Source organism: Sporosarcina sp. P1 (assembly GCF_002743155.1).
Taxonomy (GTDB): domain Bacteria; phylum Bacillota; class Bacilli; order Bacillales_A; family Planococcaceae; genus Sporosarcina; species Sporosarcina ureae_B.
On the sequence record NZ_PDYS01000021.1, the window covers coordinates 1 to 20,045 of the forward strand.

The window sequence follows — 20,045 nt, forward strand, 5'->3', positions numbered from 1 at the left end:
CCACAGACAGGAAGTGCGCCTGTCTCTGTCTCCTTACTTCGCCTACCACAGCAGGCGCCTTCGTTAGATAGTGTGTAGGACAGTTCATACACTTCACTCGCAAGAAACAAGTGATAGCTATCACCATGTCACTGTTTTTCTCTTTGCTAGAAACACAAACTAATTCATTCACCCACAGTAGCACAGGCACAACTGCGGGGGAGGCCGTGGCCATGAGACAACTGGCAGCCCCATCGCCAGCTGGCTCATGGCTGTAGGCAATCCCCTACGTGCCTGCGCGGGTCCGAAAAGCAAAGACTCGCTAATGTTAGTACCCAACAACCAGTCGAGCGACGACCCCAACAAAAAGTGAGCAAGAAATACATGATAGCTATCACAATGTCATTGTTTTTCTCTTTGCTAGAAACACAAACTAATTCATTTCCCCACAGTAGCACAGGCACAACTGCGGGGTAGGCCGTGGCCATGAGACAACTGGCAGCACCATCGCCAGCTGGCTCATGGCTGGAGGCAATCCCCCACGTGCCTGCGCGGGTTCAGAAAGTGAACACTCGCTAACTTCAGAATCCAAAAATAAGTCGAGCGACGTCCCCAACAAAAGTGAGCAAGATGGGCAGCGGGGTAATAGTTCTGCCAAAAGCGTTTCAAGGTTGCATAATAGCTGATGTCCCTTGTTTTGCTAGCATCTTCGGGGCACTTCATTCGCAAGAAACAAGTGATAGCTATCACAATGTCACTGTTTTTCTCTTTGCTAGAACCACAAACTAATTCATTACCCCGAAGTAGCACAAGCACAACTTCGGGGTAGGCCGTGGCCATGAGACAACTGGCAGCCCCATCGCCAGCTGGCTCATGGCTTTAGGCAATCCCCACGTGCCTGCGCGGGTCGAGAAAGTGAACACTTGCTAACTTCAGAACCCAAAAATAAGTCGAGCGACGTACCCAACAAAAGTGAGCAAAAAATGCATGATAGCTATCACAATGCCGCTGGTTTTCCTCTTGTTAGAAACACAAACTAATTCATTACCCCAAAGTAGCGCAGGCACAACTGCGGGGTAGGCCGTGGCCATGAGACAACTGGCAGCCCCATCGCCAGCTGGCTCATGGCTGTAGGCAATCCCCCACGTGCCTGCGCGGGTCAAGAAAGTGAACACTCGCTAACTTCAGTACCCAAAAATAAGTCGAGCGACGTCCCCAACAAAAAGTGAGCAAGACGGGCAGTTGCATAGACTTTGCACCAACCATGTTTCCGGGTTGGGTAGGGTACACAATTTATCATTTTATTATCCTACTAAGAACCAAAACCAAATTAAATCCCCCACGTGCCTGCGCGGGTCGAGAAAGTGAACACTTGCTAACTTCAGAATCCAAAAATAAGTCGTGCGATGTCCCCAACAAAAGTGAGCAAGAAATACATAATAGCTATCACCATGTCACTGGTTTTCTTTTTACTAGAAACACAAACTAATTCATTCCCCCAAAGTAGCGCAGGCACAACTGCGGGGTAGGCCGTGGCCATGAGACAACTGGCAGACCTACCGCCAGCTGGCTCATGGCTGGAGGCAATCCCCCACGTGCCTGCGCGGGTCCAGAAAGTGAACACTCGCTAACTTCAGGATCCAAAAATAAGTCGAGCGACGTACCCAACAAAAAGTCAGCAAGACGGGCAGCCGCGTAGTGCTTCTGTCAAATAGATTTCTAAGTTGGGTAACGTAAAAAGTCTTTTTTTCTAGTACTATCATCCACATCATCACTACTCAGTAGCGCAAGCAAAACTGCGGGGTAGGCCGTAGTCATGCATCTGCAAGTTTGAATCATGAAACTTTCTCTTGCCAACTAATCAGAAAATTCGTAGTATAGAGAAGAAGGAGTGTGAAGGCCTTGTTAACAGCTCTTACAAATGGCGAGAAGCAAGTCGTGCTAACACGGCAGTGGTCCCTGGCCGACTTACGAGAGTGGCGTAAAAACGAAACCTTTCATTGTCCACAGTGCAAAGAACAAGTACTCCTGAAAGTCGGCGATATTGTAATTCCACACTTTGCCCATCTGAAGCAAACCACTTGCCGGGACAGTTTCTCAGAAGGGGAGTCCCCAACCCATCTGCTCGGTAAAATCCAACTCTATGAACTATTTTCACGTCTGCATCTACAAACAGCAATGGAACCTTATTTGCCTGACATCCGGCAACGTCCCGATCTGCTTGTAACATGGCGAAACGAGCAAGTCCCTATTGAATTCCAATGCAGTACGATTCCCATAGCCCGTATCCTTGAGCGTAACGCAGGCTACGATATGGTAAATATGACGCCAATTTGGATAGTACTAACACCTCAAAAAGTGCAAGACTCTTCAGCGTTTGTTCTTACTCATCGATTCACGCAATTCCAACAACACTTTATCCGTCAACTTCATTCACCTAGTAAAGAAGTTTTATCCGTGTTCATAACGTACAATCCGCTAAAGCAACAATTTCACTACCTTAGTCATTTCATCCATCTTCGAGGCACCGCGTTTGCGGTATGTCACTCCATCATGCGAAGCAAACATCAAACCATTCCATTTGCTATTCCTGCCACTCCATCCATAAAAGATATTGAAGAACTGGCGCGTCAATATCAATCTGCACGCCGAAAGTATCTTCGGTCGGTAATTGGGTATAATCAAAGAGGTATCCAACATCGTTTTTTGCGTGCGTGTTATGAAATGCGTGTGCAACCCATTCAATTGCCTGCATGGATTGGCGTTCCGACATTTGGGCAAGCGGCATTTACAGAGTCTGATAGTGAATGGCAATTGCTACTTATTGCGGTTATGCGACAAATGAGGAATACACCCTTCCAACTAAATCTCACCATCCTTCATTCATTTGTCAAAACATTTGAAGGGGATTCAATCCAACAAGTGGAAGCTTGTCAAAGTTATGTGGATTTCTTGAGAGAGCAGCGCATAGATATCTATCGAATGGATAAATTCATGGGTAGAGATTTTGTGCTGGAAATACTTTCAGGGCGATTTCTTGCAATGCATGCCAGGAATTGAGAAAATACAAGAGAATCAAATAACGGTAAATGCAGGAGGAGGAATTGGATTGACGAATGATAACAAAGTATTGATGCGCGATGAAGTATCTGAAGAGGAAACATGGCGCTTGGAAGATATATTTTCATCTGATGAAGAGTGGGATAAAGAGTACAGCAAAATTGAAGAGATGGCCAAAGAAGCAGAACAGTATAAAGGGACTCTTGGAAATGGAGCACATCCACTTTTTGAAGCGTTAACATATCGTGACAAGTTGGCAGAACGTCTGCGAAGATTGTACACGTATGCGCATCTTAAAACAGACCAGGATACGACGAACAGCTTTTATCAGGCAATGGATGGTCGAATTAGAACATTAGTCGTGAAAATATCAACAGCGTTATCTTATTTCACTCCAGAATTACTCTCGATCGATGAAAAGAAATTGAATGAAACGATTGAATCGCATGAAGGCTTGCGTTTATATAAACAAGAATTTGAAGAGTTGAATGCAGAACGCGCTCACGTTCTGTCTTCCGAACAAGAGCAATTAATCGCGCAGTTATCTGAAGTAACGGGAAAGTCTTCTGAAACATTCAGTATGTTAAACAACGCGGATTTGACTTTCGGTATGGTCAAAGACGAAGAGGGCCGTGACATTCAATTAACACATGGCCGTTATTCACAATTTTTAGAGAGTAAAGACCCGAAAGTTCGCGAAGCGGCATTTAAAGAAATGTATGCAAGGTACGGAGAGTTCAAAAATACATTTGCTTCGACATTAAGCGGTAATGTAAAAGGGCATAATGTAAACGCAAGAATTAGAAATTATAGTTCAGCGAGAGCGGCAGCATTATCCAATAACCATATTCCGGAGCAAGTGTATGAAAACCTGTTATCTACCATCAATAAAAACCTAGGATTATTACATCGTTATGTAGCGCTGCGTAAAAAAGTATTGAATGTGAATCAGCTTCATATGTGGGATATCTATACACCACTAGTCGAAGATACAAAGATGAAGTACACATACGATGAAGCGAAAGAAACCATGCTTGAGAGCTTCCATCCGCTCGGAGAAGATTATCGGGCTGTTGTAAAAGAAGGGCTTGATAATCGCTGGGTTGATGTTCGTGAAAATAAAGGAAAACGTTCAGGTGCGTATTCTTCAGGTTCTTATGGAACAAACCCGTACATCTTAATGAACTGGCAAGATAATGTAAACAATCTATTTACGTTAGCACATGAGTTCGGACATAGTGTACACAGCTATTATTCCCGTAAGTATCAACCATTCATTTATAGTGGGTATTCTATATTTGTAGCGGAAGTTGCATCAACAGTTAATGAAGCATTGCTGAATGATCACTTATTAAAAGTGACGACTGACGAAGATCAGCGAATTTACTTGTTAAACTATTGGCTGGATGGATTCCGTGCGACGGTGTTCCGTCAGACAATGTTTGCGGAATATGAGCACTTAATTCATAAGCTGGATCAAGACGGTGTACCGTTGACTGCTGAAAAGTTAACAGAAGAATATTATGCTTTGAACAAAAAGTATTACGGAGAGGCGATTGTTAGTGACGAGGAAATTGGTTTAGAATGGGCACGTATTCCTCACTTCTATATGAATTATTATGTCTATCAATACGCGACAGGATATAGTGCAGCCGTAGCGCTCAGCAAGCAGATTTTAGAAGAAGGAGAGCCGGCAGTAGAGCGTTATATTACGAACTTCTTGAAAGCAGGGTCATCCGATTACCCTATTGAAGTACTTAAAAAAGCGGGTGTCGATATGACATCTGAAAAGCCTATTGAGGAAGCGTGCCGAGTATTTGAAGCACGATTAAATGAGTTGGAACAACTATTGGCAAAGAGAGGGTAATTTTTGACTACATGTTTCGACAGCGATCTGCGAAGACCGTGACATTTGGATGAAAGCTGTTATAATTTGTTGAAGTCATTAATCATTTATGATATGGTGTAATTGTGGAATAAATCACATACCAAACATACACCCCTTTTGTTTGAACGTGAACATTTCTCCCATTCCCTTTGAAGAAGAGCATTCACTCCCCCCCAGGAGAGGATGCTCTTTTCTTTACGTAAAAAAGCCGAAGTCCCAAGAAATGGTTGGACTTCGACTGGTATAAGGGCTATTTAATTAGCGAACAATTAGGTTGCTTTTTACGCCATAGCGTACGATCTTGGAAGGGAATCCGTTCGATTTCCTGTTTTAGTAAGCGTTTCTTTAATTCGCGTTCAGCTTCTTTTTCTGTCATATGACACATTTCCGCAATTTCTTTCGTTGTGAGTAAATCAAAACGATTGAATAACAAATCAATTGAAGGAGGTATTTCTGGTAGAAGTTGTCCTCCGGTTAGTTCTTCTAAAATCTGTTCGTAAATTGCATAGTCATAGAGGCCGCTCACTTTCAATCCTTCGTCTTCAATATTGCTATTGAAGAAGACAAAAGTGGGTGCTTCATCCACTTCCATTTCGTTACCTAAATACATATCGACTTGCAACGCACGCGATGTTTCTTCAGAAGTAAAATCTGCGATAAATTCATCTACGTCTAAATTAATGCGTGCAGCAATTTCAACAAGTACTGAATAGGATGCCACATCACGCTTCTTCAAAAAGGAATACTCAAGTAAACAGGATAAGTAACGGAACCCAGCTCGCTTACCTTGGAACTCTGCAGCTTTTACTGCAATATTAGGGAAACAAGGGTTTGACCGCTTCGTGGACTTGGCATCGTTTGGATCAAGTAAAGAAGGTGGATTCAATTTTGTCATCGGTGTTCGTAGCGCGATGCGTAACGTGAAATAGTGATCGTATTCGACTTGCATTTTACGTAGCAATGGTTGCAGTGACCAACAATCTTTACAATACGGATCAAGAAATACATAGAGTTCAATGGGCTTTACTGAAGCAGAGTAGTGTAACGTATCATCAATAACAGTTAGATAGTTCACTGATCTTCCTCCTCGTTCCTATTTACCATATGGTTGGCTGTTAAGACAAGGCGTTTATAGTAGACTTCCCGAAGTGGACCCTCCAGTCCTACATCGTCCATTGCCTCAGCCATGCATGCTAGCCATGCTTCTGCGCGTGTAGGTGTTATAGGGAAAGGGTTATGTCGAGCTCTCATCATAGGATGTCCGTGCTCTTCCGTGAATAGGTTAGGACCACCGAGATATTGTGTTTGAAATTGTTTTTGTTTCCTAATGGTTTCGGATAAATCATTAGGGAATATTGGAATGAGATCTGGGTGAACAGCCACTTTTGCGTAAAATGTTTCAATCAGTTCGTGTAATTTTTTCTCGCCGATCTCCTCAAAAGGGATGACAGGTTTTCGAGTCATTGAATTCACACCCCTTCGTGCTTTGTATCTGTATTCTATCAACGAACGAATTTCTATACAAATAAAAGAGCTTATTTTGTTTCTTGTTATATAGCAGATTGGATCGCTAAAGTCGGATTAACGGCGTAGCTAATCTTCTCGTAGTCGCCTTACGCTTACAATTGGCTAGATAGTGGTGGGGACACATTGTAAAAAAACAACGAAAAGTTTACACCGTTTGGTGGTAGTAGTTCATGACTTTTTTTACGTAGTTCTGGGTTTCTTTGAAAGGCGGGATGCCTCCGTATTTTTTTACGTTCCCAGGTCCTGCGTTGTAGGCTGCTAGTGCCATTTCGTTTGAGCCGAATTGGTTGAGCATGCTACGCAAGTATTTCGCTCCACCCATGATGTTTTGCTCCGGATCCATCGGGTTGGACACACCGAGGTATTTAGCTGTGCCTGGCATTAGTTGCATAAGTCCGGCTGCGCCTGCGTGACTTTTCGCATTACTTTTGAAGTTGGATTCTTGTTTGATGACGGCGGCAATTAGTTTTTCTGGTAGCTGATATTTTTCTGCAGCTTGTTTGATAATGTCTGCGTATGGATTATTGGTTGCTAGTGACGTGTTGTCTGGTGATACAGCAGCCGATTCTTTACCTGGCTTTGTCGATATATCAAATGGTGGTATGCTGCTTCCTTGGCTAAATAGTTGTGCGGATTGATTTGCGAGTTCAGGGCTTATGATATTGTCGTCCAGCAATTGCGTAAGCATCGTTTGGAACTGATTGGAGCTGGTCGGTGGATTAGTACTGAAGGATTGAACCGCTCCAAGAGTTTGTAGTGTATTGATTTCAAGGAGTAACCGAGTGTTAATGGGGGCGAGATTCATACTTTTTCCTCCTGTTTATTGAAGATAGTAAATGGGTTCGTTTATTATATCTATTATACCAACTTTCTTATCATAATGCACAATAACGAAATGCAACTACGTGTGGCATATGGTAGACTAAACGTAAAGACTTTAATTAAGGAAGTGGATGTCTTGGATATAAAAAATGAAATCATTGGAACAAGTAAAAATGGTAATGAAGTTCAATTTATATTGAATCCGGAGGCAGAGTGGCCGTTAGGTTCTCCAACTGGAAAAATGTTAACAGACACGGATCGTCAATCGTTTGTATATATTTTTGATCACGAAACAGGCTATCGGTATGCGTATTTCCCGATGGACAGTTGGAGTGGACTGGTCGATATGTTGTTGCACCAAGCAGAACCTGTGTTGATGTGGCAAGATGAGAAAATTCTATTAACAGGTGCTGCAGACGAATTGCAGGCGTTGATTTTTAATATTGAAGGTAATGATAACTACGGCGAGGAATTCAGTACAGCTGTAGAAGAAGTATTCAAGCCGGTGCTGGAAAAGGTGAATTGATATATGGCAAAAGAAATTCACAAAAAGAATGGAAGTGATGTTATGAAATTCACAATTCAGTCGCGAAATGACGAGATATCCAATAAGTTAATGAAAGAAGCACGTGTGTATTTACGCGATTTCGGCTTGAAATATGATGAAGAAGAACCGGATATTGTGTTGTCCATTGGTGGGGATGGAACGCTATTGCATGCTTTCCATAAATACATACACCGCTTGGATAAGACATCGTTTGTGGGAATTCATACGGGTCACTTAGGGTTTTATGCGGACTGGAAACCTTCTGAAATAGAAAAGTTGGTGATCTTGATCGCACGACAAGAGTACGAAGTCATCGAGTATCCTTTGATTGAAGTCACGATCAATTATCGTCACTCTGAAAAAAGTGCATCGTATTTAGCATTGAATGAATCCACAGTAAAATCACCTGAAGTTACGTTGGTGATGGATGTTGAATTAAATGGAGAACACTTTGAACGTTTTAGAGGAGACGGGCTTTGTATGTCGACGCCGTCAGGGTCAACTGCTTACAGTAAATCTCTTGGTGGAGCGATTATCCATCCTTCATTGCCATCCATGCAATTGACGGAAATGGCATCGATCAATAATCGTGTATTCCGTACAGTAGGATCTCCGCTCATTTTACCCGATCATCATATCTGTACACTGACACCTGTAAAAGGTCCCGATTTCATGGTGACAGTCGATCATTTGCAACTCCTGCATAAAGATGTCAAATCTATCGAATATAAAGTGTCCAATGAAAAGATGGGCTTTGCGCGCTTCCGTCCTTTCCCATTCTGGAAACGTGTAGAAGAGTCATTTGTAGCGAGTGATTTAATCTATGAACGTGAAGATGATGAAAAGAAAAAATAATACGCTGTTTCAATTACAATTCGTTGTGAAGGAAAGTGGATTGCTTCGTGAATTTTTAGCGCAGCATGAAATTTCCAAAACGACGTTAACGGCTATTAAATATCGCGGTGGCGAGATCTTGGTGAATGGACAGTCTCAAAACGTGCGTCATAAGTTGCAACCTGGTGATCAAGTCACTGTATTATTCCCTCCGGAACAAGTGAGTGATGGATTGATTCCACAAGAGGGCGCGTTATCCATTTTATATGAAGATGAAACCCTTTTGATGCTTGATAAACCAGCTGGACAGAGCACGATCCCTTCTCGCAATCATCCTTCTGGAACGCTTGCGAATTTTGTCTGTGGAAAATTTGAAACAGAAGGTATTCTATCAACAGCTCATATGGTGACGCGTCTTGATACAGATACATCGGGTATTATTTGTGTGGCAAAAAACCGCCATATTCACCATCTATTAAGCAAACAAATGGCGCAAGATTTGTTTCAACGTCAATATACTGCATTCTCGGAAGGTATAATTACTACGCCATTCTTGACTATCGAACAACCGATTGGTAGAAAAGAAGGCAGTATTATTGAGAGAATTGTGCGGGAGGATGGACAGTATTCAAAAACCGATGTGTCCGTAAAAGCGCATTATCGTAATGAAGCAGACTGTTTCTCCGTTATAGACTTGACGTTGCATACAGGCCGTACGCATCAAATTCGTGTGCACATGCAATGGCTTGGTCATCCACTCATAGGTGATGATTTATACGATGCGAATCCAGACGTATTCCCACGCCAAGCATTGCATTGTTCTAGCGTTAGTTTACTTCATCCGATAACGAAAGAGAGAATGCACTTTACTAGTCCGTTGCCGGAAGATATGCAATACTATTTACGGCAAAGTCAGCAAGTGTGCGGATTCTCTCAACAGCAACCACTCTGTTAATATAAAGCAGTACTCACGTTGTATAGAAACTTACTAGTACGTGTTAGCGTACCGTATGTACAGAAGGGAAGGTGTGAAATCATGACTACTCAACCAGAACAAATGAAAAGTGAGATCGTTTTGGATGCAGTGAAGTTGCGAGAATTGCTGAGCAACGAGGACATTCATTCGTTCAGAAAAGAATATTTGGTACTTCATCCGTATGATCGAGCGACTTTTTATGAAGAAGTTGGTGCAGAGCTTCGGGAGTTGATGTATTTTTATTTATCGCCAAAAGAACTTGCGGAAATATTTGAAACAAGTGAAATTGAAGAAGATGAATATGAAGAGTTCCTTGAGGAGATGGACGCGACATATGCCGCAGAGATGATTTCATACATGTTTGTGGATAATGCGGTAGATGTCCTGAAAGAACTAGATAAAAAGAAAGTCGTTAGCTATCTAACATTGATGGATAAAGAAGCAGCGATTCAAATTAAAGCATTACTACACTATGAAGAATATACAGCTGGTTCGATCATGACGACGGAATTCGTGACGGTTTCCGAAAATTCCACTGTTCGTTCCGCTATGACAATTTTACGTAGTGAAGCACCAAGTGCTGAGACGATTTACTATATTTTCGTTGTGGATGACTACCAGCGTTTAACTGGAGTCGTTTCATTACGAGACTTGATTATTGCCGATGAAGATACATTAATTCGCGCCATTATGAGTGATCGTCTCGTCAGCGTATCGGTTTCCGACGACCAAGAAGACGTTGCCCGAACGATTCAAGATTATAACTTCCTAGCTGTTCCAGTTGTCGACTTCCAGCAACATATTTTAGGGATTATTACAGTCGATGACATTATTGACGTTATCGATGAAGAAGCATCGGATGATTATTCCAAACTTGCCGGTGTCTCGACGATGGATACTTTTGATAAAAACCCATTTTCTGCTGCCAAAAAACGGATTCCATGGCTACTGATTTTATTGGTTCTTGGAATGTTAACGGCGAACTTAATTGATTTATTTACTGAAACGATTTCTCAAGTTGCTTTATTAGCCGCATTTATCCCCTTGATCGCCGGAACTGCCGGAAATAGTGGAACCCAGTCTCTTGCTGTTGCGGTTCGTGGTATCGCAACACGTGATATTGAAGATGAAAGTAAATTGAAGTTATTGATACGAGAAGCGGGTACTGGAATTATTACAGGTGTAATTTGCGCAATATTTGTCGTTTTATTAATTTTTATCTGGAAGCATGAACTGGTGATCGCTTTATTAGTAGGAGCAGCAATGATGGTTTCGATTTTCGTTGCAACGATTTCGGGATCATTTATTCCGTTATTTATGCATAAACTGAAAGTAGACCCGGCTGTGGCCTCAGGACCATTTATTACTACTCTTAACGACGTTATCAGTGTCGTCATTTATCTAGGTCTTGCAACAGTATTCCTTAGTTCTTTATGAACTGGGAATACTGTTTTTTTTTATATTTCGGAACGTTAGGCGTTTTACTTACATATGTTACTTAAAAGGAAGTGATGAAAATGCGTCATGAAAAGCCGTTACTGTTCATTTCAAGCCCTGTTATTAGAAGATATCGATATACCCCCATTGCCGAAGAAGAAAGCACATCCGTTTTTGAGCTAGAACACTCAAGAGGATTGGAGCATCCCGTCGTCTTACCCATTGCAGAAAGCTTGTCGGCACCAGAGTCACTAGAGGTCCAACAAGAATTATTAGCAACTCAACTCATTCGTCAAAGATTAGAATACTTGCAACACCCATTCCGTAAAGAATTATATGCTCCTTTAGAAATCATCACTGAAAAAGGTAGTATCAAAGGAAAGTTGCATGATTTAGAAAATGAAGTCGTCTGGATCAAATCGGACAAAGAAATCACTACAGTCCGCATTGAAGAAATCTTAGATATCCTTTGGAAACAGCAATCATTCACTATTTAATTCTTACTAGTAACAAGGCGAACCCGTTAAATGGGTTCGCCTTGTGTTGTTTACCGTGAAGATAGTGCAACGATGCATCCATTCTTCTGACATTACTATTGCTAAAACAAAAAGACGAACCCTATTCCTATAGGGTCCGCCATTTAGCATTGCAAGTAACAAATTAATCTTCGTCGCAGAAATTGATAAACACATCATCAATACACTGAATACCGCAGAAGCAACTCAAGTCGACCGTCAAGCATGTATTCGTAGGTCCGAAACCATTCACCTTACAAATTTTCTCGTAACAGATTTTTCCGTCTGTAGTAATATCAAACGGGTGTCCGTTATACAAAGGCTGCAATACTTGAATGGTAGCACAGCAAGAATCAAACACTGTCTGCACACGGAAAAAGACGGAAACGCAACTCGTATGCTTATGATGTGTTGACTTATGATTAACCAGTGATTCTTCTGCCGTCATTTTAGGATAATGCTTCCGTTTACCACCTCTGAATACTGCCTTGAAATAGTCCCCGTTACCCGTCAATAAACTGAATACGCGGGTGTTGACGCGTCCTCTAACCGGACTGACTAAACTGCCGAGCGGTGCCATGAAACAATCGGTATCACACTCAACACAATCCACTTCCGGACACGTATTCTGAACGCGTTGGATAAAGCGTACTACTTCACAAATACAATTCGACTTATGACAGCCACCATGTTTGCTGTCTTTTTTTTCACATCCCACTACTGTCCACCTCCTGTTTGTCGTTCTCTATACTTTATGCATAGGTAAACGACATGACAGGGCGCTTTCCTCAATATGCATAAATCCGACATAAAAGATACATGCTAGATAGAAGGGAGGCGTCGATTGTGAAGAAACTCAGTCTATTGTTACTTATTGTTGGTCTACTCACTGGTTGTAGTGAGAAAGGAACGGATATTAAAAATACTACTTCGTACGATGAGCGTTCGATAGAGAAAGTTTTAATGAATAATGAACATGTGAAACTAGCAAAGGTACTGCTATATGAAGATGAATTGCTTGCCGGGATCCGTGTCAATACGTTTTCCCGATTTCAAAAGAAGACTATTGCTGGAAAAATTCAAAAGAAATTGGAACGTGAATATCCTGATTTGAAAATCACGGTGTCAGCAGACAGTAAAATCTTGATGGAGACGGAGAAGCTGATAAATAAAAAAAGCGAAAAAAATTATCGAAAGAAAATAGATAAAATCAAATCAATCGAAAAGGAGCAAACCTAATGCAACAGGAAAAGTATGCCCAAATAGAGAAAGAGTTATCACCTAAACCACCTATTATGAAAAATGTAATTAGAGCGTTCTTGACTGGTGGATTGATTTGTTTGATTGGACAGTTTATTGCACTATTTTACATTACGTACTTTGACTTTACGGAACGCACAGCGAGTAATCCAACAGTTGCCACTATGATTTTTATTTCGATGCTGTTAACGGGATTTGGATTATATAAAAAGATTTCTCAATTTGGCGGAGCGGGCGCAGCGGTGCCGATTACGGGATTCGGCAATGCGGTCGTCTCAGCTGCTATTGAACATAAATCGGAAGGATATGTCCTAGGGGTTGGCGGGAATATGTTTAAATTAGCGGGTTCAGTTATTTTATTCGGTGTATTCTCTGCCTTCGTCGTAGCGCTGATCAAGACCATCTTAGTGAAATTTGGTGTGGCTTCATGGTAAAACGAGGCGTGTTGACCTTTCAATCCAAGCCGAGTCTTTATGCTACAGGTGTAACGGCAGGTCCACTGGAAAAAAAGAAAAGCGTGTTTGCACAGAAATTCGATAAATTATATGAAGATGAGCGATGTGATTTACCGACAAACGAAGACGGTCATAAGCAACTAATGTATGATGCTGTGTTGATTGCACTTAGTAAAGCGAAGAAACAACCGGATAAAATGGATTTTTTCTTAACTGGTGATTTGGTCAATCAAATGACACCTTCTAATTTTACAGCCCATGCCCTAGCGATCCCCTATATCGGACTGTTTTCCGCTTGTGCTACTTCAGTATCTTCTATGATTACTGCGGCATTACTCGCGGATGCGAAGCACGCAAATTGGATCATTGCAGGTTCGTCTAGTCATCATAATGCAATTGAACGACAGTTTCGATATCCACTTGAGTATGGTTCGCAAAAAGGAGCAACTGCACAATGGACGGTCACGGCGGCTGGGGCAGTGTTGATTGGACAACATAAACAAGGAACGCCCGTGATTAACTGCGCCACTGTAGGAAAAGTGATAGATATGGGGATGACAGATCCGTTGAATATGGGATCTGCGATGGCTCCAGCAGCCAGTGATACATTGATGAATCATTTAATAGGACATGGTAGGACGATCGATGATTATGACACCATCATCACAGGGGATTTAGGAAGTAATGGTTTCAACATCTTTAAAGCGTTAGCGAATGAAAATGGTTTACCGCATACGAAAAACTTTCGGGATGCCGGAGAAGAGTTTTATGGAAATGACCCGTCCTTTAAAGCAGGAGCCAGTGGATCTGGGTGTTCAGCAGCGGTATTTTTTTCCGATGTCTATCAAAAAATGCTGGCAGGTGAGTATAAGCGGGTTTTATTGCTAGCAACGGGTGCTTTACTATCCCCCTTGTCATTTCAACAAGGAGATACGATTCCGTGTATCGCTCACGCTATTGAACTGACAATGGATGAGGTGACGGCAGAATGATATCTATATACATTACATCGTTTATAGTGGGTGGCTTGATTTGTGTCATCGGGCAATTACTGATGGATGTCGCAAAGTTAACGCCTGCTCACACATTATGTTCATTGGTTGTGGCGGGATCGGTCCTCGATGGTATTGGCTGGTATGAACCATTTATTGATTTTGCTGGCACTGGCGCTACGATTCCAATTACTTCATTCGGTAACGCATTGACACATGGCGCGATGGCAGAAGCTGAGAAACATGGCCTAATCGGTGTGGTAACTGGCATGTTTGAAGTGACAAGTTCGGGAATCAGTGCGGCAATCATTTTCGGCCTAATCGGCGCATTGCTCTTTACTTCAAAAGGAAATATTTAAACTACTCAAACGCCCTCTCCAATTCGTTCTCCTCTGCATATAGTAGAGAAGAAAGGAAGGAGGGGTTTTTCATGTACGGATGTTATCCATCTCAAGGTGGCTACGGATACGGCGGAGGATGTGGTGAACGTTATGGCGGTTCTTCATTCGTCTTGATTGTAGTTCTGTTTATTTTATTAATCATTGTAGGCAGAAGCTATTTCTAAGGAGGAGAACTGAATATGAACGATTCATTCTTTAAAAAAATAGAATCTAAAACGGGTGTGCCGATGGAGGAAGTATTCGCATTAGCCAACGCAATCCAATATGCCGATTTCAAAGACGAAAAACAAGTAAGAAAAATCATTCAAAAAGTTAGTCAAGTAGCTAAAAAAGATGTGCCACAATCAGTAGAAGATGAATTAGTTAACTCCATTGTGACAAGTGGTAAAGGACTGAATTTGAACGATATATCACAAATGCTAGGTGGTAAGTAAAATAAATATACTAAAACATGTTTAGAATGCTTGTAAAGTGGATAAACTACTAACGAAGCTAGATTGAAAAGGGAGGTGCACGTCGTGGGTTATATACTACCAATACAAAATTACCAAGCGCAACAGTATGCAGAACGCATGAACAATGAACGTCATAATTTTGCTTATATCGGACGAGTGAGTCCTGTGCGACTGAACAATGGAGAATCGAGCTATTGGGAAGATGTTCTGGCAGACGAGGAAAGACGTCGTGAAGAGCAGATGAAACAACGAAAAAATCGTGCACCTCAACCTTTAGTTAAAAAAGGATTTATTGCGCCAAATCCAGTCCAATTATCATCTGAAATTGCAGATGTAGTTGGAAAGGGCCAATCGATTAACACGTATGTCTGACGCAATAAATAAAATACCCTTTACCACTAGTTATTAAAGTGGTAAAGGGTATTTTTTACTGTCCAATCAGTTGTGCAACAAACTCTTCTCCATGGCGCGATGAGGTATATCAGCGTCCATGAATTCAGGCGATATGACGACGTAGCCCAGCTTTTCGTAAAAAGGCACAGCATAGGACTGTGCATTCAAAATCAGTTTTTTCATAGATTTCTTTATTGCATGTTCTTCTAATGTATTCATAATCAAACTCCCAAGATGTTTACCACGGTGTTCAGGTAAAATACAGATTCTCTCTATTTTACCGTGGGCATTTACTAACCCTCTCATGCGGCCAGCACCGATTGGTTGATCCGCCCCGTCGTAAACAACGAAGTGGATCGCTTCTTGATCGTGTTCGTCCAGCTCGAGGATCAGCGGGACGCCTTGTTCTTCCACAAACACTTTTTTGCGGACGGAATACGCGTCTTGCTGACCTTTTTCATCTGAGACGATTTTTACTGTCATCTGCAAATCAAGACTCACGATCAAGACGGAACGTTTCATACACTGTCCACGATCCGTCTTCTAATTGATAGAGTAAATGAATACGATCGATGACTTCGGTGTGGTCGACACCTACCATTTTCATTTGGTTAATCACATCATCGTGTTCACCGGAAGTCAGGTTTTGCGCAATGGTAATATGCGGGACAAAAGCATAATTATTTTCATCATGATAAAAGTCTACATTTAAATCCTTATGCAATGTAAGAATTTCTTCATTCGGTACAACTTTAAAGTAAATTGTGTTCGTCGTTGGCGCGAACGAGCTAACTTTTGTAACCTTCATCTCAAAAGGACTGTTTTTGATGGTGATTTCTTTTAATGCATTAGCTACTTCTTCAATTTCCTTATCATTCGCTTCGAATGGATTTTTCAGCGTCATGTGAGGTGTGATCAGCGCATAATGCGGATCATATCTCTTCCGATAACCGTTTGCTAAGTCTTGAAGTTTCTTTGAAGGGAATGCAACAATACCGTATTTCATTTAAGATTGCCTCCTTGTGAATTGACTGAATTTTAGGTACATCTATTTTAGTATATCAGAAAATAGTCTAACATGTCTCCTTCTATTACTAAAGGCTATTTATTTCGATCAAAGCGCGGCGAATATCAGGTTGCCATGATTTCCATGTATGATCTCCATCCAGTTCTTCATAATAGTAAGGAAAACTTTTTTCTTTAATAACTTTATGCAACTCGCGGTTAGGCGTTAAAAAATCCAATCTACCGTCAGCTGTTGTAGGTACATCCGTTTCTTTATCACCGATCACATGGTAAATAGAAAGGTTGGCAGGGTTTTGATTGGCTTTAACTGCTTCGAGTACTTGTTCGTTAACAAATGGTGAATGTAACACTACCTTTCCAAAGCAGTTTGGATATTTCAAAGCGGTTAATAAGGAAATCGATGCTGCCAATGAATCGCCCATTAGCATTCTTGAAGAGCCCATTTGGTATGTTGGGTAGGTTTCATCAATATACTGAATTAACTCGTGCGCTAAAAAACGGATATACGCTTTGTGTCGATCACCTTCTGGATGATACATACGTCTGCGTTCTTGCACGGTTTTGTATGGAATACCGACGATGATGACTGGTTCAATGATTTCGTCTTCCATTAATTCATCGGCAATTCGGCCAATCCGTCCAAGTTGAAAATAATCTTTGCCATCAGAGACGAGCAGGACATTATGTTTGTATAAAGGAGAGTAGCGTGAAGGTAAATATATTAATAGTTCCATTTCTTCCTGTAGTTCATTACTGTAAAAACGGACTTCTTCAATTTTTCCTGGATTCATTTTGTAGGACCTCCATAATTAATGTACACTTACTAAATATCATACCGATAAATAACAGTGTAAAGCTAGTGAAAACTATTGCTTATGAAGAGAGAGAGGGGAAATAGTATGGATGAAGGTAAGAATATTGTTCATTCGGACGTTGTGACAGCTGCAACAAAAGACGCGTTGATTCGCCGTGGGGTTAAGATTGAAGATATTGCAAAAATTGTTTATGAATTGCAAGTGCCTTATAACAAAGGATTGTCACTGGAACAATGTATCGACTCTGTAGAAAGTGTTCTTCGCAAACGTGAATTGCAACACGCAATATTGGTCGGGGTGGAATTGGATGAAATCGCTGAACGAGGTCAGTTATCGCAACCACTTCAGCAAATTGTTGAATCAGATGAAGGCTTATTTGGGGTGGATGAAACGATCGCGTTAGGTGCGGTCTACACGTATGGTTCAATCGCAGTTACTACATTCGGTCACTTAGACAAAAACAAAGTCGGTATCATCAACGAATTGGATACAAAAAAAGGAATTGGTATCCATACGTTCTTAGATGATTTAGTGGCCAGTGTAGCGGCGTGTGCGGCATCTAGAATTGCGCATAGAACGCGCGATTTGAAAGAAGCGGGTCTAACGTTTAAAGATGTACAAAATGGCAAGAGATCATAACCGAATCGAACTGCTCTAGATCATCATGTCTAGCGGCAGTTTTTTGTTTTAAATGAAGTTGTCGGGTGCGTACCGGATTGCAGTTCTGTTAGGAGTTTGTGGTTTTGCTGGCGGTGAGAGTTCATTATACCCACTACACCTACCACAGCAGTTGGGTAGGTGTTTGGCAATACCTGATAAAAGCTATATAGACGAGGGTGAATAGCTTAAATGGAACATGCGATAATATATAATTTAATATTATATTGACAAGTTAAAGCGCTTTCATGGTAGAATGGTAGTGTCTATGACTACAAAATGTAAAGGGGAGATGGTCACATGAAGAAAAACTCAATTCGCCTACTGGCGTTAGTTTCCATGCTCGCGCTTCTTGTGCTCGCGGCTTGCGGTACCGACGAAAAAGCTGACGGGAACAAAGATGCAGACGGAAACAAAGATGACGGTAAGACAGAGCAAGACTACAAGTTCTTGAGTTTACTTACTGGGGGAACACAAGGAACTTATTATCCACTAGGTGGATCTTTTGCTGAATTCATTACTGAAGAGACAGGAATCAAAACGACTGCTGAAGTATCTCAAGCATCTGCTGCGAACATGACAGCGCTTAAAGATGGAGATGCAAACATTGCATTCGTACAAACAGACATTGCATATTACGCTTCTAAAGGTGAAATGATGTTTGACGGAGATGTAATCGACGAAGTATCTGCTATTGGTGCACTTTATCCGGAAACAGTTCAATTGGTTACGTTGAAGAAAAACAATATCAAGACATTTGAAGATCTAAAAGGCAAAAGCATTTCGATAGGAGCGCCAGGTTCAGGAACAGCTGCTAACGCTGAGCAATTGCTTGAAATCCATGGTTTAGCTTTAAGCGATATTAAAGCACAAAACTTGGACTTCGGTGAGTCACAAGAAAGTCTACAAGCTGGACAAATAGACGCAGCATTCATTACAGCTGGAACGCCAACAGGTGCTGTTGAAGGTCTAAACGCTACTTCAGAAGTTTTCATTATTCCAGTAGAAGACGACAAAGCTGACGAATTAATCGAGAAATATCCGTATTATACTAAAGAAATAATCCCTGCCGGAACTTATGGTTCTGAAGTAGAGACACCTGCAGTATCAGTAGGTGCAATGCTTGTTATGCAGAACGATATTTCTGAAGAACTTGGTTACCAGATCACAAAGGCAATTTATGAAAACGCTTCGAAAATCCAACATGCTAAAGGTGCTTTGATTAAAGCAGAAAACGGTTTGAATGGAATTGGTATTCCTGTACACCTAGGTGCACAGAAGTACTTTGACGAAGTGAACTAATAAACTGAGTAAGTCATCTGATAGGATCATGAGGGACGGTAAAGCGAAAGCTTTGTCCGTCCCATTCTTAATTTTTTAAAAACAATTGGCTGAATACATAAATTACTATGCTGATTGCAAGTAAGGGAACAGAAAGGATTAAGCGGATGAAATTACGAAAAATCGTTCTTCTGCTGACATTTCTAATAGGAATTGTAATGGTGATCGTATGGTTTTATCCATATAAACAAATGATCATACTTGAAGAGGTTCGGAGCGAACAGCCAAAAGCTTATTATCTTCCATTACACGAGAATCGAAATTTTCAAATACACTATATTCACTCGATCCATTTGTCCAATGTGAAGGAGCAATATCGCATTACTGACAATGGAAAGCTCCGTTTCGAATTTATGCAGTATGAAGACGTAGCCATCGGACTGCCAGGTTATGCAGAAGAAGGTGAAGCACTGCAAGTAGAAGATGGTGTTTATACGCTTACATTCGAAAACCGCGTGATCGATTCGTTTATTCTCTATGTAGGTAGGGTGAATACAGATCTGTTTTTGCGATATGAGCAACAAGATTATCATCTAAAAGAATTTCTTCAAAAGGGGCATTCTTATGAATTTCATGTGGCAAAGGTGTCAAATTATAAGATGTTTAAAGGAGTCAGATTAAATGGAAAACAATAAACATCGGGAAAAAGATATTCCCGCCATCTC

24 protein-coding genes are annotated in these 20,045 nt (G+C 41.3%); 17 read left to right on the forward strand and 7 right to left on the reverse strand.

Translation table 11 applies throughout. The features are described 5' to 3' along the window. Positions 1 to 1,881 precede the first annotated feature (1,881 nt). Positions 1,882 to 3,039 carry a competence protein CoiA gene (locus CSV73_RS14660; RefSeq protein WP_158232361.1) on the forward strand — a complete coding sequence of 386 codons (1,158 nt, stop codon included), beginning with the start codon at positions 1,882 to 1,884 and terminating at the stop codon, positions 3,037 to 3,039. A gap of 73 nt (positions 3,040 to 3,112) precedes the next feature. After that, on the forward strand, positions 3,113 to 4,906 hold the full coding sequence (gene pepF / locus CSV73_RS14665) for an oligoendopeptidase F (RefSeq protein WP_233202911.1): 1,794 nt from the start codon (positions 3,113 to 3,115) through the stop codon (positions 4,904 to 4,906). A 271-nt stretch (positions 4,907 to 5,177) separates the two neighbouring features. Here the strand turns inward: pepF and CSV73_RS14670 are convergent, their stop codons facing one another. The 3 genes from CSV73_RS14670 to CSV73_RS14680 all read right to left on the reverse strand — a co-directional run bounded on the left by CSV73_RS14670 (position 5,178) and on the right by CSV73_RS14680 (position 7,259). Further along, positions 5,178 to 6,002 (reverse strand): DsbA family protein, encoded by an 825-nt coding sequence (locus tag CSV73_RS14670; RefSeq protein WP_085133056.1) that lies wholly within the window; start codon positions 6,000 to 6,002, stop codon positions 5,178 to 5,180. Next, the gene (locus CSV73_RS14675; RefSeq protein WP_085133057.1) at positions 5,999 to 6,391 is read right to left on the reverse strand and encodes a globin domain-containing protein; all 393 of its coding nucleotides are present in this window, start codon (positions 6,389 to 6,391) and stop codon (positions 5,999 to 6,001) included. Before CSV73_RS14675 ends, CSV73_RS14670 begins: the two co-directional genes overlap by 4 nt. Before the next feature lie 208 nt (positions 6,392 to 6,599). Further along, complete coding sequence (locus tag CSV73_RS14680; protein WP_099627961.1) at positions 6,600 to 7,259, reverse strand: lytic transglycosylase domain-containing protein; 660 nt, start codon at positions 7,257 to 7,259, stop codon at positions 6,600 to 6,602. 153 nt (positions 7,260 to 7,412) lie between these two features. On the opposite strand from CSV73_RS14680, the gene CSV73_RS14685 reads away from it, so the two are divergent. The 5 genes from CSV73_RS14685 to CSV73_RS14705 all read left to right on the forward strand — a co-directional run bounded on the left by CSV73_RS14685 (position 7,413) and on the right by CSV73_RS14705 (position 11,567). Beyond that, the gene (locus CSV73_RS14685; protein WP_099627962.1) at positions 7,413 to 7,802 is read left to right on the forward strand and encodes a UPF0738 family protein; all 390 of its coding nucleotides are present in this window, start codon (positions 7,413 to 7,415) and stop codon (positions 7,800 to 7,802) included. Positions 7,803 to 7,844: 42 nt separating this feature from the next. Beyond that, positions 7,845 to 8,678 (forward strand): NAD kinase, encoded by an 834-nt coding sequence (locus CSV73_RS14690; RefSeq protein WP_029052471.1) that lies wholly within the window; start codon positions 7,845 to 7,847, stop codon positions 8,676 to 8,678. Then, complete coding sequence (locus tag CSV73_RS14695) at positions 8,647 to 9,612, forward strand: RluA family pseudouridine synthase (RefSeq protein WP_233194250.1); 966 nt, start codon at positions 8,647 to 8,649, stop codon at positions 9,610 to 9,612. Before CSV73_RS14690 ends, CSV73_RS14695 begins: the two co-directional genes overlap by 32 nt. 81 nt (positions 9,613 to 9,693) lie before the next feature. Then, a complete protein-coding gene (gene mgtE / locus CSV73_RS14700) occupies positions 9,694 to 11,070 on the forward strand; it encodes a magnesium transporter (protein WP_085133060.1) in 1,377 nt (458 codons plus the stop codon). 80 nt (positions 11,071 to 11,150) lie between these two features. Beyond that, on the forward strand, positions 11,151 to 11,567 hold the full coding sequence (locus CSV73_RS14705; protein ID WP_099627963.1) for a hypothetical protein: 417 nt from the start codon (positions 11,151 to 11,153) through the stop codon (positions 11,565 to 11,567). 163 nt (positions 11,568 to 11,730) lie between these two features. Here CSV73_RS14705 and CSV73_RS14710 read toward each other — a convergent pair whose 3' ends face one another. Further along, the gene (locus tag CSV73_RS14710; RefSeq protein WP_099627964.1) at positions 11,731 to 12,303 is read right to left on the reverse strand and encodes a CotY/CotZ family spore coat protein; all 573 of its coding nucleotides are present in this window, start codon (positions 12,301 to 12,303) and stop codon (positions 11,731 to 11,733) included. Between the two features lie 128 nt (positions 12,304 to 12,431). Between CSV73_RS14710 and CSV73_RS14715 the strand changes: the two genes are divergently transcribed. From CSV73_RS14715 to CSV73_RS14745, 7 genes are all read left to right on the forward strand, one after another. Further along, positions 12,432 to 12,824 carry a hypothetical protein gene (locus CSV73_RS14715; RefSeq protein ID WP_099627965.1) on the forward strand — a complete coding sequence of 131 codons (393 nt, stop codon included), beginning with the start codon at positions 12,432 to 12,434 and terminating at the stop codon, positions 12,822 to 12,824. Then, the gene (gene spoVAC, locus CSV73_RS14720; protein ID WP_099627966.1) at positions 12,824 to 13,279 is read left to right on the forward strand and encodes a stage V sporulation protein AC; all 456 of its coding nucleotides are present in this window, start codon (positions 12,824 to 12,826) and stop codon (positions 13,277 to 13,279) included. Before CSV73_RS14715 ends, spoVAC begins: the two co-directional genes overlap by 1 nt. Beyond that, a complete protein-coding gene (locus CSV73_RS14725; RefSeq protein ID WP_099627967.1) occupies positions 13,273 to 14,292 on the forward strand; it encodes a beta-ketoacyl-[acyl-carrier-protein] synthase family protein in 1,020 nt (339 codons plus the stop codon). The genes spoVAC and CSV73_RS14725 overlap by 7 nt, the downstream gene beginning before the upstream one ends. Beyond that, positions 14,289 to 14,651, forward strand: coding sequence for a stage V sporulation protein AE (spoVAE, locus tag CSV73_RS14730; protein ID WP_085133066.1), 363 nt, complete (start codon positions 14,289 to 14,291; stop codon positions 14,649 to 14,651). The genes CSV73_RS14725 and spoVAE overlap by 4 nt, the downstream gene beginning before the upstream one ends. 71 nt (positions 14,652 to 14,722) lie before the next feature. Further along, positions 14,723 to 14,857 (forward strand): YjcZ family sporulation protein, encoded by a 135-nt coding sequence (locus tag CSV73_RS16875; RefSeq protein WP_085133067.1) that lies wholly within the window; start codon positions 14,723 to 14,725, stop codon positions 14,855 to 14,857. Between the two features lie 15 nt (positions 14,858 to 14,872). Continuing rightward, on the forward strand, positions 14,873 to 15,127 hold the full coding sequence (locus CSV73_RS14740; protein ID WP_085133068.1) for a stage VI sporulation protein F: 255 nt from the start codon (positions 14,873 to 14,875) through the stop codon (positions 15,125 to 15,127). An 84-nt stretch (positions 15,128 to 15,211) separates the two neighbouring features. Further along, positions 15,212 to 15,520 (forward strand): hypothetical protein, encoded by a 309-nt coding sequence (locus CSV73_RS14745; protein WP_085133069.1) that lies wholly within the window; start codon positions 15,212 to 15,214, stop codon positions 15,518 to 15,520. Positions 15,521 to 15,586: 66 nt separating this feature from the next. On the opposite strand, the gene CSV73_RS14750 is transcribed toward CSV73_RS14745, so the two are convergent. From CSV73_RS14750 to CSV73_RS14760, 3 genes are all read right to left on the reverse strand, one after another. Further along, positions 15,587 to 16,063, reverse strand: coding sequence for a GNAT family N-acetyltransferase (locus CSV73_RS14750; protein WP_232319164.1), 477 nt, complete (start codon positions 16,061 to 16,063; stop codon positions 15,587 to 15,589). Further along, entirely contained in the window at positions 16,032 to 16,547 is a 516-nt protein-coding gene (locus CSV73_RS14755) for a YjcG family protein (RefSeq protein ID WP_085133070.1), read from the reverse strand. Before CSV73_RS14755 ends, CSV73_RS14750 begins: the two co-directional genes overlap by 32 nt. An 88-nt stretch (positions 16,548 to 16,635) precedes the next feature. Beyond that, entirely contained in the window at positions 16,636 to 17,358 is a 723-nt protein-coding gene (locus tag CSV73_RS14760) for an alpha/beta hydrolase (RefSeq protein ID WP_085133071.1), read from the reverse strand. A gap of 108 nt (positions 17,359 to 17,466) precedes the next feature. Between CSV73_RS14760 and CSV73_RS14765 the strand changes: the two genes are divergently transcribed. From CSV73_RS14765 to CSV73_RS14775, 3 genes are all read left to right on the forward strand, one after another. Beyond that, positions 17,467 to 18,021: a phosphatidylglycerophosphatase A family protein gene (locus tag CSV73_RS14765; RefSeq protein ID WP_085133072.1), complete on the forward strand. Its 555-nt coding sequence runs from the start codon at positions 17,467 to 17,469 to the stop codon at positions 18,019 to 18,021. A gap of 318 nt (positions 18,022 to 18,339) precedes the next feature. Then, the gene (locus CSV73_RS14770) at positions 18,340 to 19,341 is read left to right on the forward strand and encodes a TAXI family TRAP transporter solute-binding subunit (RefSeq protein WP_099627968.1); all 1,002 of its coding nucleotides are present in this window, start codon (positions 18,340 to 18,342) and stop codon (positions 19,339 to 19,341) included. A 146-nt stretch (positions 19,342 to 19,487) separates the two neighbouring features. Further along, a complete protein-coding gene (locus tag CSV73_RS14775; RefSeq protein ID WP_158232362.1) occupies positions 19,488 to 20,015 on the forward strand; it encodes a DUF1850 domain-containing protein in 528 nt (175 codons plus the stop codon). Positions 20,016 to 20,045 lie beyond the last annotated feature (30 nt).

Excerpts from the sequence above, each read along its gene's own strand:
- CSV73_RS14755 (WP_085133070.1), bottom strand. The coding sequence starts at position 16,547 with ATGAAATACGGTATTGTTGCATTCCCTTCAAAGAAACTTCAAGACTTA.
- CSV73_RS14765 (WP_085133072.1), top strand. The coding sequence starts at position 17,467 with ATGGATGAAGGTAAGAATATTGTTCATTCGGACGTTGTGACAGCTGCA.
- CSV73_RS14695 (WP_233194250.1), top strand. The coding sequence starts at position 8,647 with ATGAACGTGAAGATGATGAAAAGAAAAAATAATACGCTGTTTCAATTA.
- CSV73_RS14675 (WP_085133057.1), bottom strand. The coding sequence starts at position 6,391 with ATGACTCGAAAACCTGTCATCCCTTTTGAGGAGATCGGCGAGAAAAAA.
- mgtE (WP_085133060.1), top strand. The coding sequence starts at position 9,694 with ATGACTACTCAACCAGAACAAATGAAAAGTGAGATCGTTTTGGATGCA.
- CSV73_RS14725 (WP_099627967.1), top strand. The coding sequence starts at position 13,273 with ATGGTAAAACGAGGCGTGTTGACCTTTCAATCCAAGCCGAGTCTTTAT.
- spoVAC (WP_099627966.1), top strand. The coding sequence starts at position 12,824 with ATGCAACAGGAAAAGTATGCCCAAATAGAGAAAGAGTTATCACCTAAA.
- CSV73_RS16875 (WP_085133067.1), top strand. The coding sequence starts at position 14,723 with ATGTACGGATGTTATCCATCTCAAGGTGGCTACGGATACGGCGGAGGA.
- CSV73_RS14750 (WP_232319164.1), bottom strand. The coding sequence starts at position 16,063 with ATGAAACGTTCCGTCTTGATCGTGAGTCTTGATTTGCAGATGACAGTA.
- CSV73_RS14760 (WP_085133071.1), bottom strand. The coding sequence starts at position 17,358 with ATGAATCCAGGAAAAATTGAAGAAGTCCGTTTTTACAGTAATGAACTA.
- CSV73_RS14690 (WP_029052471.1), top strand. The coding sequence starts at position 7,845 with ATGAAATTCACAATTCAGTCGCGAAATGACGAGATATCCAATAAGTTA.
- spoVAE (WP_085133066.1), top strand. The coding sequence starts at position 14,289 with ATGATATCTATATACATTACATCGTTTATAGTGGGTGGCTTGATTTGT.
- CSV73_RS14680 (WP_099627961.1), bottom strand. The coding sequence starts at position 7,259 with ATGAATCTCGCCCCCATTAACACTCGGTTACTCCTTGAAATCAATACA.
- CSV73_RS14775 (WP_158232362.1), top strand. The coding sequence starts at position 19,488 with ATGAAATTACGAAAAATCGTTCTTCTGCTGACATTTCTAATAGGAATT.
- pepF (WP_233202911.1), top strand. The coding sequence starts at position 3,113 with ATGCGCGATGAAGTATCTGAAGAGGAAACATGGCGCTTGGAAGATATA.
- CSV73_RS14705 (WP_099627963.1), top strand. The coding sequence starts at position 11,151 with ATGCGTCATGAAAAGCCGTTACTGTTCATTTCAAGCCCTGTTATTAGA.
- CSV73_RS14740 (WP_085133068.1), top strand. The coding sequence starts at position 14,873 with ATGAACGATTCATTCTTTAAAAAAATAGAATCTAAAACGGGTGTGCCG.
- CSV73_RS14770 (WP_099627968.1), top strand. The coding sequence starts at position 18,340 with ATGAAGAAAAACTCAATTCGCCTACTGGCGTTAGTTTCCATGCTCGCG.